The organism is Polaribacter staleyi (genome assembly GCF_038024045.1).
GTDB classification, from domain to species: Bacteria; Bacteroidota; Bacteroidia; order Flavobacteriales; family Flavobacteriaceae; genus Polaribacter; species Polaribacter butkevichii.
On sequence record NZ_CP150665.1, the window covers coordinates 4,096,727 to 4,112,017 of the forward strand.

A 15,291-nucleotide genomic window follows, 5' to 3' on the forward strand; every position below is an offset into this window, starting at 1 on the left:
GCTTATAGTTGTTGCTGATTTAATTATCAGTGGCGATTCGCCACAAGTTCATTGACATATTGGTAAAATGATATCGTAAGAATCAAATAGATAGAGAACGATTAGATTTATCTAATCAAAAATTTTTTTATAAAAATATAAAAGAGTTCATTGTAGAAGCAATTCTACAGCAAAAAGTACAATAAGTTAAGTAAGGGCGTATGGCGGATGCCTAGGCTCTCAGAGACGACGAAGGACGTGATAAGCTGCGAAAAGCTACGGGGAGGGGCACATACCTTTTGATCCGTAGATATCCGAATGGGGCAACCCGTCATGTTGAAGACATGTCACCACGTAAGTGGGGTAAACCCGGTGAACTGAAACATCTAAGTAACCGGAGGAAGAGAAAACAATAGTGATTCCGTTAGTAGTGGCGAGCGAACGCGGATTAGCCCAAACCAAAGTTGTTACGGCAATTTTGGGGTTGTAGGGCCACGATATTCGAAGATAAGTGAATTAGAACTGTTTGGAAAGACAGACCATAGAGGGTGATAGTCCCGTAAAAGTAAGCGAATTTAAGATAGTGGTACCCTGAGTAGTGCGGGACACGAGTAATCCTGTATGAATCCACCGGGACCATCCGGTAAGGCTAAATACTCCTGAGAGACCGATAGTGAACTAGTACCGTGAGGGAAAGGTGAAAAGAACCCTAAGTAAGGGAGTGAAATAGAACCTGAAACCGTACGCCTACAAGCGGTCGGAGCAACTTCGAGTTGTGACGGCGTGCCTTTTGCATAATGAGCCTACGAGTTACTGTTTCTAGCAAGGTTAATTGATTAAGTCAAGGAGCCGTAGCGAAAGCGAGTCTGAATAGGGCGCTTTAGTTAGTAGTAGTAGACGCGAAACCGAGTGATCTACCCATGGGCAGGTTGAAGCTGTGGTAACACACAGTGGAGGACCGAACCAGTTGACGTTGAAAAGTCTTTGGATGACCTGTGGGTAGGGGTGAAAGGCCAATCAAACTCGGAAATAGCTCGTACTCCCCGAAATGCATTTAGGTGCAGCGTTGAGTAAAAGTTTTATAGAGGTAGAGCTACTGATTGGATGCGGGGGCTTCACCGCCTACCAATTCCTGACAAACTCCGAATGCTATAAAATGTTTCTCAGCAGTGAGGGCATGGGTGCTAAGGTCCATGTCCGAGAGGGAAAGAACCCAGACCATCAGCTAAGGTCCCCAAATATATGTTAAGTTGAAAAAACGAGGTGAAATTGCTTAGACAGCTAGGATGTTGGCTTGGAAGCAGCCATTCATTTAAAGAGTGCGTAACAGCTCACTAGTCGAGCGATTTCGCATGGATAATAATCGGGCATAAACATATTACCGAAGCTATGGATTAACGTTGAAAGACACGTTAGTGGTAGGGGAGCATTGTAACCTGGGTAGAAGGTGTACTGTGAGGTATGCTGGACTGGTTACAAAAGAAAATGTAGGCATAAGTAACGATAATGGGGGCGAGAAACCCCCACACCGAAAGACTAAGGTTTCCTCAGCGATGCTAATCAGCTGAGGGTTAGTCGGGTCCTAAGGCGAATCCGAAGGGAGTAGTCGATGGATAACAGGTTAATATTCCTGTACTTCTTATAATTGCGATGGGGTGACGGAGTAATGAAAGCACCGCGAACTGACGGAATAGTTCGTTGAAACATGTAGCTATTAGTTTTGTAGGTAAATCCGCAGAATTAGGTGAAGTGTGATAGTACCAAGCGTCTTCGGACAATTGGATAGTGTGTCTAAGGGCTTCCAAGAAAAACCTCTAAGCTTCAGATTATAAGAACCCGTACCGTAAACCGACACAGGTAGTTGGGATGAGAATTCTAAGGTGCTCGAGAGATTCATGGCTAAGGAACTAGGCAAAATAGACCCGTAACTTCGGGAGAAGGGTCGCCCTGTAGCAATACAGGGCCGCAGTGAAAAGGTCCAGGCGACTGTTTATCAAAAACACAGGGCTTTGCTAAATTGAAAGATGATGTATAAGGCCTGACACCTGCCCGGTGCTGGAAGGTTAAGTGGAGGGTTTAGCTTCGGCGAAGATCTGAAATGAAGCCCCAGTAAACGGCGGCCGTAACTATAACGGTCCTAAGGTAGCGAAATTCCTTGTCGGGTAAGTTCCGACCTGCACGAATGGTGCAACGATCTGGACACTGTCTCAGCCATGAGCTCGGTGAAATTGTAGTATCGGTGAAGATGCCGATTACCCGCAGCGGGACGAAAAGACCCCGTGAACCTTTACTATAGCTTAGTATTGGCTTTGGATAAGTAATGTGTAGGATAGGTGGGAGACATTGAAGCGGCGTCGCTAGGCGTTGTGGAGTCGTCCTTGAAATACCACCCTTTGCTTATCTAGAGTCTAACTCAGAGATGAGGACAGTGCTTGGTGGGTAGTTTGACTGGGGTGGTCGCCTCCAAAAGAGTAACGGAGGCTTCTAAAGGTACCCTCAGTACGCTTGGTAACCGTACGTAGAGTGCAATGGCATAAGGGTGCTTGACTGAGAGACATACAGGTCGATCAGGTTGGAAACAAGAGCATAGTGATCCGGTGGTTCCGCATGGAAGGGCCATCGCTCAAAGGATAAAAGGTACTCCGGGGATAACAGGCTGATCTCCCCCAAGAGCTCATATCGACGGGGGGGTTTGGCACCTCGATGTCGGCTCGTCACATCCTGGGGCTGGAGAAGGTCCCAAGGGTTGGGCTGTTCGCCCATTAAAGTGGCACGCGAGCTGGGTTCAGAACGTCGTGAGACAGTTCGGTCTCTATCTGCTGTGGGCGTTAGAAATTTGCGTGGATCTGACTCTAGTACGAGAGGACCGAGTTGGACTGACCTCTAGTGTACCTGTTGTTTCGCCAGAAGCATAGCAGGGTAGCTACGTCGGGAAGGGATAAGCGCTGAAAGCATATAAGCGCGAAACCCACCACAAGATGAGATTTCTTTAAAGGGTCGTTGGAGATTACAACGTTGATAGGTCATAGGTGTAAAGGCAGTAATGTCATAGCCAAGTGATACTAATAACCCATAGACTTATGTACGCTTCCCGCCGAAAGGCGGGAGCACAGACTCTTTATTTATAAGACGATTTAGATATTATTTTACCATATGTTAACTTATACTTTAGCAATAGCTAAAGAGTTATGAGTTATAAGTGTTGAGTTATGAGTTGAAAAACTTTAAAACTTAGAACTTTAAACTTAGAACTAAAATCTTAGGGTGGTTATAGCATTGGGGCTCACCTCTTCCCATCTCGAACAGAGAAGTTAAGCCCAATAGCGCCGATGGTACTGCATTTATGTGGGAGAGTAGGTCGCCGCCTTTCTTTAATCTTGAGTAATCAAGACAAATTAAACCTCATATCTTACGATATGAGGTTTTTTTATGCGATAAATTTAACGACAATATCGCACTTTTATCATATTTGTGTAAGGTAATTGTAATAATATAGTTTATTTTCGTTATTTATTTAGCAGTCGTTATTTATTTTTTAATGAATTATAAAAACATCTTATTTTTTACTTTTTTATTTTCTTTTTGTGCTATTAGTGGACAAGTTGGAGGAGAGAAAGTATATCAATTTTTAAATGTTTCTACTTCTGCTAGACAAGTAGCTTTAGGTGGGGAAGTTTTGGTATTGATGGATGATGTAAATCAACCTATATGGAACCCTTCTGTAATTAGTGAAGATATAGATAATAAAGTTTCTGTAAATTATACGAGTTATTTAGCTGGAATAAATATTGGATCTTTGGCTTATGCTAAAACAATTTCTAGGAGGTTTGGTACCATACACGGTAGTATTAAATATATTGATTATGGTTCTTTAATTGGAGCTGATGAACAAGGTAATGAAAAGGGGAATTTTGGAGCTAATGATATTGCTGTTTCTTTGGGGTATGCTATAAATATTCCTTATTCTAATTTTTTTATTGGTGCTAACGTTAGAGTGATTAATTCTAATATTGAAAATTATACATCTACTGGTGCTGCTACAGATTTAGCCATTTTATATACAAGTCCTTACAAACCTTTTGCAATTACTTTGGTGGCTAGAAATATTGGTACTCAAATACAAACCTACAATGGAGTAAAAGAAAAATTACCATTTAAAATTGCTTTAGGTGGTTCTTATAAATTAGAACATGTTCCGTTAAAATGGTATGCAACTATTGATAATTTACAACAATGGGATGTATCTGTACCTAACCCTTCTGAACAAACAACAGATTTAGAAGGCAATGTTACTGAAAAAAAAGTGAGTTTTATTGCCAATACTTTTAGACATTTGGTGATTGGTGGAGAGTTGTTTCCTGAAAGTGCAATCAATTTAAGATTGGGATATAATTTTAGAAGGGCAGCTGAATTAAAACTACAGAATGCAAGAGCATTTAGCGGTTTCTCTTTTGGTTTTGGAATAAAAATGAACAAATTAAAATTCAATTATGCATATTCTAAATTTCATTCTGCAGCAAATGCGAGTACTTTTAGTTTATTAATAGATTTAGATAGTAGAAGATAAATATGAGTAAAAAAATTATAATTGCAATTGATGGGTTTTCATCGACAGGAAAAAGTACAATCGCTAAATTATTGGCTAATAAGTACAATTATATCTATGTTGATACTGGAGCAATGTACAGAGCTGTTAGTTTATTTGCAAAACAAAACAGTTTTGTAGGTAAAGATTTTTTAGATAAAGAAAATCTGGTTTCGAGTTTAAAAGATATTTCACTTACTTTTCAATTTAATGAACAGTTAGGTTTTGCAGAAATGTTTTTGAATGGTATAAATGTGGAGAAGGAAATTAGAACATTGGATGTTTCTCAATTAGTTAGTAAAGTAGCGGCTATTTCTGAGGTAAGAACAAAATTAGTTGCAGAACAACAATTAATGGGGGAAGATAGTGGAATAGTGATGGACGGTAGAGATATTGGAACGGTTGTTTTTCCGGATGCTGAATTGAAATTATTTATGACAGCTTCTGCTGATAAAAGAGCTACTAGACGTTATAAAGAATTGATTGATAGAGGGGATAAAGTAGATTTTAAAGATATTCTTTTTAATGTGGAGGAACGTGATAGAATTGATTCTACAAGAGAAGATTCTCCATTATTGAAAGCGAATGATGCTATTGAATTTGATAATTCTGATATGGGAATAACAGAACAATTTGAAAGAATTTGTGCTTTAGTAGATGCCAAACTTTCTGTTTAGCTAATAAGTTTACAGGTACACTTAGCCCTGATTGAAACGGCATCCTTTTTATAGTTCTGTAAAAACTTAAGTAACTTTTAATAATGAGGTTGACACGGTTTACAAAAAATTGAATTTTGTAGTGACCTCTATAAAAAGATATAGTGGAAAGCAGGAAATAGCTTCTAAAAAATATAAAATATCTGAATATTATGGAATATTCAGATATTTATGTGTTTGTAAAGAAATTTTCCATTTTGGATTTTTCATGACATAATCTACAATTAAAGCGGTCATTTTTTCTTTTTTACTCCATTCTGGTTGTAAATAAAGTTGACATTTAGGACCCACTTTTGCCGCTTCTTGTTCTGCAAAAGCAAAATCTGAGGTATTGTGAATAATCATTTTTAACTCATCTGCTTCTGGGTAACACTCTGCCAAAGGCATTTTTGTTTTCTTGGGAGAAAGACAAAACCAGTTCCATTTTCCAGAAAAAGAATAAGCTCCAGAAGTTTCTATATGTGTTCTAATATTGTTTTTTTGTAACGATTCTGTAATATAATCCATAGACCACATTAAAGGCTCACCACCCGTAATAACAACGGTGTTGGCGTGTTTTTTAACGTTATTCACAATGGTATCGGCTAGTGTTGGTGGGTGCAATTCTGCATTCCAACTCTCTTTAACATCGCACCAATGGCAACCTACATCACAACCGCCAACTCTTATAAAATAAGCGGCTGTACCTGTGTGTGCACCTTCACCTTGTATGGTATAAAACTCTTCCATTAACGGAAGCATTATTCCTTTATTTACTAAATCTTTTGTATTTTTATCCATCTTCATTAAAATCTACCCATAACGGTTTTAAGAGTGCAAAGGTAGTTTTTTGTATATCAAGAATAAAAGGAATAATAAATTAATTCTAATTGCTTAATAATCAAAACAATTTTGTAAATTTGCACTCCTTTTTACGATAACAGATTTATAAAAGGAAAAGTATAAAACAATTTATAAAAACAACTCTTTGCGTTTTTATCGTTAAAATCTGGTAAACAATAAGATACAAAATTATTTTAGACACATGTCTGAAGAAACAAAAAACACTGAAGCGCAAGTTGTTGCTGCTGATGTACAAGAAACAGCAACTCCTGCTGTAGATCCAAAACAATTTTTAGCTGATTTTAACTGGCACAAGTACGAACAAGGTATTGAAGCAGTTGATGAAGAAAAATTACAAGCATTTGAAAAAGCGTTAGAAGGAACTGTAGGTTTTGTAAACGAACGTGACGTAATTGAAGGAACTGTAATCAGAATTACTGATAGAGATGCAATCATCGATATCAACTCTAAATCTGAAGGAGTTATTTCTTTAAACGAATTTCGTTACAACCAAGGTTTAGCTGTTGGAGATAAAGTAGAAGTATTAGTTGATAAAAGAGAAGATTCTTCTGGTCAATTAGTATTATCTCACAAAAAAGCAAGAGTTATTAAAGCATGGGAACGTGTTAACAATGCTCATGAAACTGGTGAAGTAGTTAACGGTTTTGTTAAATGTAGAACTAGAGGTGGTATGATTGTAGATGTTTTCGGAATCGAAGCATTTTTACCAGGATCTCAAATTGACGTTAAGCCAATTAGAGATTACGATCAATACGTAGAGAAAACTATGGAATTCAAAGTTGTGAAAATCAACCACGAATTTAAAAACGTTGTTGTATCTCATAAAGCTCTTATTGAAGCTGATATTGAATTACAGAAAAAAGAAATTATTGGTCAATTAGAAAAAGGACAAGTATTAGAAGGTATTGTTAAAAACATTACTTCTTATGGTGTCTTTGTTGATTTAGGTGGTGTAGACGGATTAGTACATATTACTGATTTATCTTGGTCTAGAATCAATCATCCAAATGAGGTTGTAGAATTAGATCAAAAATTAAACGTTGTAATTTTAGACTTTGATGATAACAAATCTAGAATTCAATTAGGATTAAAACAATTATCTGCTCATCCTTGGGAAGCTTTAAACAACGAATTAAAAGTTGGTGATAAAGTAACTGGTGAAGTTGTTGTTTTAGCTGATTATGGTGCGTTTGTAGAAGTAGAACAAGGAGTAGAAGGGTTAATTCACGTTTCTGAAATGTCTTGGTCAACTCACTTACGTTCTGCACAAGATTTCGTAAAAGTTGGAGATAAAGTTGAAGCTCAAATTTTAACTTTAGATCGTGAAGACCGTAAAATGTCTTTAGGTATCAAACAATTACACCCAGATCCTTGGACAGATATTACTACTAAATACCCAGTTGGTTCAACGCATACAGGTACTGTAAGAAATTACACAAACTTTGGTGTTTTTGTTGAGTTAGAAGAAGGTATTGATGGTTTAGTTTATATCTCAGACTTATCTTGGACTAAGAAAGTGAAACATCCATCTGATTTTGTAACTGTTGGTGATAAACTAGAAGTACAAGTATTAGAATTAGATGTAGAGAACAGAAAGTTAAACTTAGGTCATAAGCAAACACAAGATAACCCTTGGGATGCTCATGAAGCTACGTATGCAATCGGTTCTAAACATGAAGGAACAATCAAAGAAAAGAATGATAAAGGAGCAGTTGTAACTTTTGCTGATGGAGTAGAAGGATTTGCACCTACAAGATTCTTAGAAAAAGAAGATGGTTCTAAATTAGAAAAAGGAGACAAAATCGAATTTGTAGTTTTAGAATTCTCTAAAGAATACAGAAGAGTTGTTGTTTCTCATACATCTTTATTTAAAGAGCAAGAGAAAAGAAATGTAAAAGTTGCTGTTAAAAAAGCAGCAGAAGCAGAAAAAACTACCTTAGGAGATATTGGTGGTCTTGCAGCATTAAAGAAAAAAATGGAAGAAGGTAAATAATTATTTACATTTCTAATATATTTTAAAAGCCGATACAATTTGTATCGGCTTTTTTTGTGCTTTAAAGTTTCTATGAAATTTGTAGATGTTACTATTCAAAAATTTTAATTTTTGAATACTGAATACTGAATACTGAATACTCATTTTGGGCGTTCCCTAAAAAGGTCGGGCTTTCCACTATATCTTTTTATAGCTGTCATTGCGAAGTTTTATTTTTTGTAAACTGTGGGAATCTCATAATTAATAGATTGCTTCGTTCCTCGCAATAACGCTTGTTAAAAAGCGCTATAAAAAGGATGCCGTTGCAATCCCTAACGCAGCCTACTTGTAGATATATTACAAAATCAAAAATAACAGTTTACTAATCTATTTTATCACTTAATAGAATTATATTTGTCCTGCTAAAAAAGACAATATAAATTATGACATTAATAAAATCAATTTCAGGAATTAGAGGAACAATTGGTGGTAAAACTGCCGATAACTTAACACCAATAGACGCTGTAAAATTTGCATCTGCTTACGGAGCATTTATTAAAGCAAGAAACGCTAACAAAAAAAATATAAAAGTAGTAGTTGGTAGAGATGCTCGTATTTCTGGTAAAATGATATCTAGTTTAGTAGCAAATACTTTGGTAGGTTTAGGTATCGATGTAATCGATTTAGGATTATCTACAACCCCAACCGTAGAAGTTGCAGTACCTTTAGAAAATGCAGATGGAGGAATTATTTTAACAGCATCTCACAATCCTAAACAATGGAATGCTTTAAAATTATTAAACGAAAAAGGAGAGTTTTTAAACGGAGCAGAAGGAGAACAAATTTTAGCTTTAGCAGAAAGTGAAGATTTTTCATTTGCAGAAGTAGATGATTTAGGTTCTTATAAAAAGAATAAAAAATACTTAAAAAAGCATATTAAAGAAGTTTTAAAGCTAGATTTAGTGGATGTAAAAGCCATTAAAAAAGCAAAATTTAAAGTAGTTGTAGATGGTGTAAACTCTACAGGAGGAATTTTTATTCCTGCTTTATTAAAAGAATTAGGTGTAAAATGTATCGAATTATATTGTACACCAAACGGTGAGTTTCCTCACAACCCAGAGCCTTTAAAAGAACATTTAACTGATATTTCAGAACTAGTAGTAAAAAAGAAAGCAGATTTTGGAATTGTAGTAGATCCAGATGTAGATCGTTTGGCTTTAATTTCTGAAGATGGTTCTATGTTTGGAGAAGAATATACATTAGTTGCTTGTGCAGATTATGTTTTAGGGAAATTAGGTGGTGGAAATACTGTTTCTAATTTATCATCTTCTAGAGCCTTAAGAGATGTTACAGAAAAACATGGCGGAACATATACAGCATCAGCAGTTGGTGAAGTAAATGTGGTGATTAAAATGAAAGAAACCAATACAGTAATTGGTGGAGAAGGAAATGGTGGAATTATTTATCCTGCTTCTCATTATGGACGTGATTCTTTGGTGGGGGTTGCCTTATTTTTATCGCATTTAGCTAATAAAAAAATGTCTTGTAAAGAATTAAGAGATTCGTATCCAAGTTATTTTATGAGTAAAAATAAAATTCAGTTAACACCAGAAATAGATGTTGACAAAATTTTAGAAACGATGGCTTCTAAATATGCAAACGAAGATGTAAATACAATAGATGGTGTAAAAATTGACTTTGCAGAAGAATGGATTCATTTAAGAAAATCGAATACAGAGCCAATTATTAGAATTTATACAGAAGCTAAATCGCAACAAGCAGCAGATGATTTAGCAGTAAGATTTATCAACGAAATTAAAGAAATAATAGCGTAACGTTTTGAAAACAAAAGTAATAGTAGGTTTATCCTTATTGATGACAATTTGTACTTTTTCTCAAGAAAATGATACAAAAGATTTAAAACAAACAAACAAAATAACCAATAAAGGGAAATTCTTTCTTTATTGGGGATGGAACAGAGCTAATTACTCTAATTCTGATATACATTTTACTGGGAAAAATTACGATTTTACCCTACATGATGTAAAAGCCAAAGATAGGCAAACTCCGTTTAGTTTTAATGATTATTTTAATCCAGGAAGAATTACCATTCCTCAAAACAATTATAGAATAGGATATTTCTTAAAGGAAAATTATACAATTTCTATTGGTGTAGACCACATGAAATATGTTATGGTACCAAACCAAACCGTAAAAATTGATGGAAAAATTAATGAGGGTACAAGTTATGACCGAGATTATAATAATGACGACATTGTGTTGGCTGAAGATTTTTTAAAATTAGAACATACAGACGGTTTAAACTATGTAAATGTAGAGTTTAGAAGATTTGATGAAATTGGTCATTACTTTGGTATCAATCATAAGAACTTTCAAATAAACCTTACAGAAGGTTTTGGAGCAGGTATTTTATATCCAAGAACAGACGTAACTTTATTAAATAAAGAAAGACACGATGAGTTTCATATTGCAGGTTGGGGAGCATCAGCTGTAGTAGGACTTGATTTAACATTCTTTAAATACTTCTTCATTCAATCTGATTTAAAATTTGGGTATATCAATATGCCAGATGTAAGAACCACTATAGATCCAACTGATGGAGCTACTCAAAGTTTTACTTTTTTTCAGAGAAATATTCTTATTGGAGGAAGGTTTAATCTTTAAAAATTAAAACAAAATAAAGTATCAAAAGGTTTATAAAAACTCTTTTGGTACTTTATTTCTATGTTTAAAACGTTTGTGAGACCATAAATATACTTCAGGTTGGTTTCTAATATTTCTTTCTGTTATTTCTAAAAATTTATCAGTAAGTTCGTAGTCTTTGTAATCTTTTGGTGTTTCTGTAACCAATTCAAATTCTACCTCATAATGCCCTCTTTTTACTCTTCTAGAGGTCCAATAAACAAAACTCATATCATACCTTTTAGAAAGCGCTTCTGCACCAGTATGTACAGGAACTTTAACCCCCATAAACGGCGCCCAATAATGAGCCTTACTCATTTGTGGAGATTGATCACTTAAGAGAATATAAATTCCTTGTTTTTTATTAACAAAATTTCTGTGAATTTGCCTTATGGTATCTGTAGATCTGTACAAGGTTCCTCCAAATTTAGAACGCGACATTTTAACCACTTTTTCAAAATGCTTATTTTCTACTTTGGTATACGCAGCAAAAAATGCAGGATCTTTAATTTTTAGAGGTAAGCCTGTTAGCCATTCCCAATTTCCTTGATGTATCCCTACCAAAGCAATACTTTTTCCATTTTCAGAAAGTTTTTTTAGTAGAGAAATGTTTTTGTATTTCATTCTCTTAGAAATTTCTTTTTCAGAAATGGTAAAAGATTTCATTGTTTCTACTAAAAAATCAGTTAAATGTTTAAAAAAACCTTTGCTAATTTTAGTTATTTCTTCGTCACTTTTTTCAGGAAAAGCCAATCTTAAGTTTTCTAAAACTACTTTTTTTCGATAGCCAATAATGTAATAGTTTAGTAAAAATAAGCCATCAGAAATAAAATACAAAACCCTCATTGGTAGTTTAGAAAATAACCAAATAAAAGGATATATAAGTGTAAAAATGATAAATTGCATACAGTACTTTTTGGTATTGCAAATATCGGATATAAATTTAAAATGAAGTAGTATTAGTAAATCAGATTTTAGTATGTTTGTTTTATGATGAACAATATAAATCAAGCAGTTTTAATTCTTATAATAGCCAATGTTTTGGTTTCTATGAAAGGGTTTAAAGATTATTCTTTTTTAGATAAATATAAGTTTCAAGTAGGTAAAGTTTTATCTGGTGAAAAATTAAGAACAATAACATCTGGTTTTTTGCATGTAGATTGGATGCACCTAGGATTTAACATGTATGCATTATATCTTTTTGGGGATATTGTAGCAGGTTTTTTAGGCATGCCTTATTTTTTAATTATCTATTTTGGTAGTTTATTAGCAGGGAGTCTATATTCATTATATTATCATAAAAAGGAACCTTATTATAGTGCCGTTGGTGCTTCTGGAGCCGTTTCTGGTATTGTGTATGCATCGATACTTTTATATCCAGCAATGGAGTTGTATTTGTTTTTTATTCCGATACCAATTCCGGGTTATATTTTTGGTGTAGGCTATCTTTTATACTCTATTTACGGGATGAAAAAGCAAGTTGGTAATGTGGGGCATTCGGCACATTTAGGTGGCGCAATTGGTGGATTTGTGGTAACACTTTTATTGCATCCCTCTTTATTTATTACAAATAAACTTTTGGTAATATCTTTAGGAATACCAATTATACTGTTGTTACTTTTTGGAGACAAACTTAAAAACTTATAAAAATAAAAACCGAAACTAATTAGTTTCGGTTTTTTTATGAATCATGTTCAATAACCTCTATGAATTTAATTAGAAAAACAGAGGGTTCATCCATCAATAAATAATAAATATTCTTTGTGTTGTAACAAATAAAGAATCTGAGCTACATATATTTAAAGGCGATATTGTTTTTATTTCAAAATTTTTAACGAAATTGCTTGTCTAAAAATTGTTCAACTTAAAAAAAACAAAAAATAACTATGTCTGATGATTTTGATTTACTAGAAACAAATTCTAACAAAAAAACTGAAAAAGTAGATGTAAACTGGGGGAAAGCGATTGACACCATGAAATCTAAATTGGCACAAGAAGACGACCCCGAATCGCGTCAAAAAATTCTAAACGCAACCTTAGATGATGTTGTGCACATGGCAGAAAAAGACAGAACCACGCTTTTAGATGCTATTAAAGACTTAACAGATTACCAAGACGAAGTTGGTATTATGTTCGAGAAGTTTTCGGCTTTAAATTCAGACGAACAAAAAGTAATAGACGATGCTCAAAAAGCATTAGAAAGAGCAAGAATAGAACTAGAAGATGCCCAAAATAAAGCAGACACTTGGTGGAACAATTTATGGGGAAGAAAATCTAAAATTAAAAAAGAAGAAGCAGAGTTTGCAGCCGCAGAAAAAGTACGTGCAGGAGCAGATAATAAAGCAAAAGCACTGTTTCAGCAACGTATAGAAAGTGCAGATATTCAAACGTTATTAAGTGAGCTTTCCTACAAATCTCAAGCAGCCGTTACACGTTTAAAAAATAGAGAAGTAGAAATAAAAGAAGTAGAAGAAAAGTTAAAAGATGCTATTGTAGAGGCTTCTAAAAATCACACAAAAGCGTTAGCAAAAAAGAAAGAAGTAGAAGCGCAATTAGAAGAGCAATATGCGTTGTTAAAACAATCTCGCCAAGAATTAGAAGAAATTGTAGACAAACAATCTACTGCCTATTCAGAAGCAATTGGAAAAATGACTGCTATTGAGCAAAAAGTAGAGGAGTTAGAAGGGCTAAAAAACGCCTACACAACCTTGGCTGCCAGTAAAGATAGTTTTGTACACAAACACAATTTAACCATTAAAGTATTAACTTCTTTACGTTCTAATTTACAAACGCATAGAGCAAAATTAAAGTCAGATACAGAAGAAAGATTAAAGTATTATGATGGTTATGTGGTGGCGTTAAAAGCGAGGACAGATCAAGAATTTGCAGCCATTTTAGAGCATTTAGGTGTAAAAACAGATGAGCATATCGGAGAAACTTTAGCGTCTATGCATTCTGCAAGTGCTAGAGCGCGTCAAGAAATGATGGATAATATTCCGGTTCACGAAAAAGTGATGACCGGTGTTTATAGCTCTTACGCAGAGGCTTTGCACGAAATTAGAGAGAAAGATGTAGATATTCAAAAGAATTTTGCAGACCGTTACGGAATAGACATGAAAGAGATTTTCGAAGACTATTACAAAGCAGATGCAACTGCACCAAAAGGAACGGATGCTCCTGCAGCAAAACCAAAAACAGATACTTCTAACGACGATTTGTTAAGTTAACGTCATTGCGAGGAAGGATGACGAAGCAATCTGTTAGTTATAATAAATATTATTTTGGGCGTTACCCCAATGAAAAATTGGGGTCAGGCTTTTCATTATATCTTTTTTTCGTACCTCAAAAAAGGATGCCATTTCAATCCTTAACGCAGGTATACTTGCCAAATAAATTCATTGTAAAAAAGTTAAAAGATTATCAACTAAAAAATGATTACAACACCTTTAGATTCTGCACTTTTAGATTCAAAAGAACAATATGTTTTTTATCATAAAATGGTAGATTTTGTATTAAAAGAACTCATTGTAAGTGTGCAACAAGAAAAATTATGCACACATCAAGAATTGTTACTTTTTAAACAATATTCAGATTTACTTTTATATTCTATCGAAGCCATGCGTATTAAATATATGTATGACGAAGAAGATCATATGAAAGTCGATTTAACAGATTCGGGGTTTCCTAATTATTTAGAATTTCGATTTTTGTACAACGATTTAGAGTTAAGAAATCAGTATTTAGATAAATTAAAAGATGTAGATACTCTAAAAGCTGAATTTTTAAACACACTTTTAGTAAAAAAACAACCCATTAAAAGGTTAGATTTATTTAAAGCGTCTTCTTTTGTTTATTATACTTCTGTAGAAAAAAAATACATTTTTAACAGATTTGTACAAGGTAAAATTCTAACCGCTAAAGAAGGTCAGAATTTTCAATATATGACAAGTTGGAGTTTTTACGACGTAAGTCATAACCGACCTTTTATATGTTATATGTATTTTAATTATGATGGAAAAATAGACAAAGAAAAAATCTATGAAGTCTTAAAAGAAAGCGCAGATAGAGAAATGTCCTTAGATACAATGGCCTACAATATCGATCGAAAATTACCAGATATTCAGCCAAAACATCTTAAAAGAATAGATTTAGGACCGTTTCATAATGTATTTGCAAAAGATGAAAACGAAATTACACATGCTATTTTAAGTGGAATTGCTAAAAAAGAAATTGCTTTAGAATCGTACGCTTTATCATTAAAAATTGACGAAGTTTTTTCTGGAGATACTTTTACAGAAGGAAGTTTTTTCTCTAAACAAACCCTACAAAAATGGAGTGATGTTATTCCACAAAAATATGTTTTTGCACCTCACAGAATTATTCAATTATTACATAATCAAACACCAAGAACGTTAGATAAATTGGCAAAACCTCCGATTGAAGTAAGTTCACTTTAGTGAGCAGTCTTCAGTAGGCAGTTTGCAGTTATCAAG

General features: G+C 34.2%; 10 protein-coding genes and 2 rRNA genes. 10 read left to right on the forward strand and 2 right to left on the reverse strand.

What is annotated here, in order from left to right; genetic code table 11:
• The first annotated feature begins 179 nt into the window (after positions 1–179).
• The 4 genes from WHD07_RS17010 to cmk all read left to right on the forward strand — a co-directional run bounded on the left by WHD07_RS17010 (position 180) and on the right by cmk (position 5,241).
• Positions 180–3,065 (forward strand): 23S ribosomal RNA (locus WHD07_RS17010).
• Positions 3,066–3,239: 174 nt separating this feature from the next.
• A 5S ribosomal RNA gene (gene rrf, locus WHD07_RS17015) occupies positions 3,240–3,349 on the forward strand.
• A gap of 168 nt (positions 3,350–3,517) precedes the next feature.
• Positions 3,518–4,546: a type IX secretion system protein PorQ gene (porQ, locus tag WHD07_RS17020; RefSeq protein WP_343329349.1), complete on the forward strand. Its 1,029-nt coding sequence runs from the start codon at positions 3,518–3,520 to the stop codon at positions 4,544–4,546.
• Between the two features lie 2 nt (positions 4,547–4,548).
• Positions 4,549–5,241 (forward strand): (d)CMP kinase, encoded by a 693-nt coding sequence (cmk, locus tag WHD07_RS17025; protein WP_343329350.1) that lies wholly within the window; start codon positions 4,549–4,551, stop codon positions 5,239–5,241.
• A 189-nt stretch (positions 5,242–5,430) separates the two neighbouring features.
• Here cmk and WHD07_RS17030 read toward each other — a convergent pair whose 3' ends face one another.
• Positions 5,431–6,060, reverse strand: a complete 630-nt coding sequence (locus WHD07_RS17030; protein ID WP_105047955.1) for a 7-carboxy-7-deazaguanine synthase QueE — start codon at positions 6,058–6,060, stop codon at positions 5,431–5,433.
• A gap of 244 nt (positions 6,061–6,304) precedes the next feature.
• Here WHD07_RS17030 and rpsA point away from each other — a divergent pair, with 244 nt between their 5' ends.
• The 3 genes from rpsA to WHD07_RS17045 all read left to right on the forward strand — a co-directional run bounded on the left by rpsA (position 6,305) and on the right by WHD07_RS17045 (position 10,780).
• Positions 6,305–8,116 carry a 30S ribosomal protein S1 gene (gene rpsA / locus WHD07_RS17035; protein ID WP_105047956.1) on the forward strand — a complete coding sequence of 604 codons (1,812 nt, stop codon included), beginning with the start codon at positions 6,305–6,307 and terminating at the stop codon, positions 8,114–8,116.
• A gap of 422 nt (positions 8,117–8,538) precedes the next feature.
• Positions 8,539–9,930 carry a phosphoglucosamine mutase gene (glmM, locus tag WHD07_RS17040; protein WP_343329351.1) on the forward strand — a complete coding sequence of 464 codons (1,392 nt, stop codon included), beginning with the start codon at positions 8,539–8,541 and terminating at the stop codon, positions 9,928–9,930.
• A gap of 4 nt (positions 9,931–9,934) precedes the next feature.
• Complete coding sequence (locus WHD07_RS17045) at positions 9,935–10,780, forward strand: hypothetical protein (protein ID WP_422897644.1); 846 nt, start codon at positions 9,935–9,937, stop codon at positions 10,778–10,780.
• A 30-nt stretch (positions 10,781–10,810) separates the two neighbouring features.
• Here the strand turns inward: WHD07_RS17045 and WHD07_RS17050 are convergent, their stop codons facing one another.
• Complete coding sequence (locus WHD07_RS17050; RefSeq protein WP_343329352.1) at positions 10,811–11,704, reverse strand: lipid A biosynthesis acyltransferase; 894 nt, start codon at positions 11,702–11,704, stop codon at positions 10,811–10,813.
• Between the two features lie 84 nt (positions 11,705–11,788).
• Here WHD07_RS17050 and WHD07_RS17055 point away from each other — a divergent pair, with 84 nt between their 5' ends.
• The 3 genes from WHD07_RS17055 to WHD07_RS17065 all read left to right on the forward strand — a co-directional run bounded on the left by WHD07_RS17055 (position 11,789) and on the right by WHD07_RS17065 (position 15,255).
• Complete coding sequence (locus WHD07_RS17055; RefSeq protein ID WP_343329353.1) at positions 11,789–12,445, forward strand: rhomboid family intramembrane serine protease; 657 nt, start codon at positions 11,789–11,791, stop codon at positions 12,443–12,445.
• A gap of 239 nt (positions 12,446–12,684) precedes the next feature.
• Positions 12,685–14,025 (forward strand): microtubule-binding protein, encoded by a 1,341-nt coding sequence (locus WHD07_RS17060; RefSeq protein ID WP_343329354.1) that lies wholly within the window; start codon positions 12,685–12,687, stop codon positions 14,023–14,025.
• Between the two features lie 204 nt (positions 14,026–14,229).
• Positions 14,230–15,255, forward strand: a complete 1,026-nt coding sequence (locus WHD07_RS17065) for a hypothetical protein (protein ID WP_343329355.1) — start codon at positions 14,230–14,232, stop codon at positions 15,253–15,255.
• Positions 15,256–15,291: the final 36 nt, after the last annotated feature.

Coding starts and splice junctions, on each gene's coding strand:
- porQ (WP_343329349.1), top strand. CDS start 3,518: ATGAATTATAAAAACATCTTATTTTTTACTTTTTTATTTTCTTTTTGT.
- cmk (WP_343329350.1), top strand. CDS start 4,549: ATGAGTAAAAAAATTATAATTGCAATTGATGGGTTTTCATCGACAGGA.
- WHD07_RS17030 (WP_105047955.1), bottom strand. CDS start 6,060: ATGGATAAAAATACAAAAGATTTAGTAAATAAAGGAATAATGCTTCCG.
- rpsA (WP_105047956.1), top strand. CDS start 6,305: ATGTCTGAAGAAACAAAAAACACTGAAGCGCAAGTTGTTGCTGCTGAT.
- glmM (WP_343329351.1), top strand. CDS start 8,539: ATGACATTAATAAAATCAATTTCAGGAATTAGAGGAACAATTGGTGGT.
- WHD07_RS17050 (WP_343329352.1), bottom strand. CDS start 11,704: ATGCAATTTATCATTTTTACACTTATATATCCTTTTATTTGGTTATTT.
- WHD07_RS17055 (WP_343329353.1), top strand. CDS start 11,789: ATGATGAACAATATAAATCAAGCAGTTTTAATTCTTATAATAGCCAAT.
- WHD07_RS17060 (WP_343329354.1), top strand. CDS start 12,685: ATGTCTGATGATTTTGATTTACTAGAAACAAATTCTAACAAAAAAACT.
- WHD07_RS17065 (WP_343329355.1), top strand. CDS start 14,230: ATGATTACAACACCTTTAGATTCTGCACTTTTAGATTCAAAAGAACAA.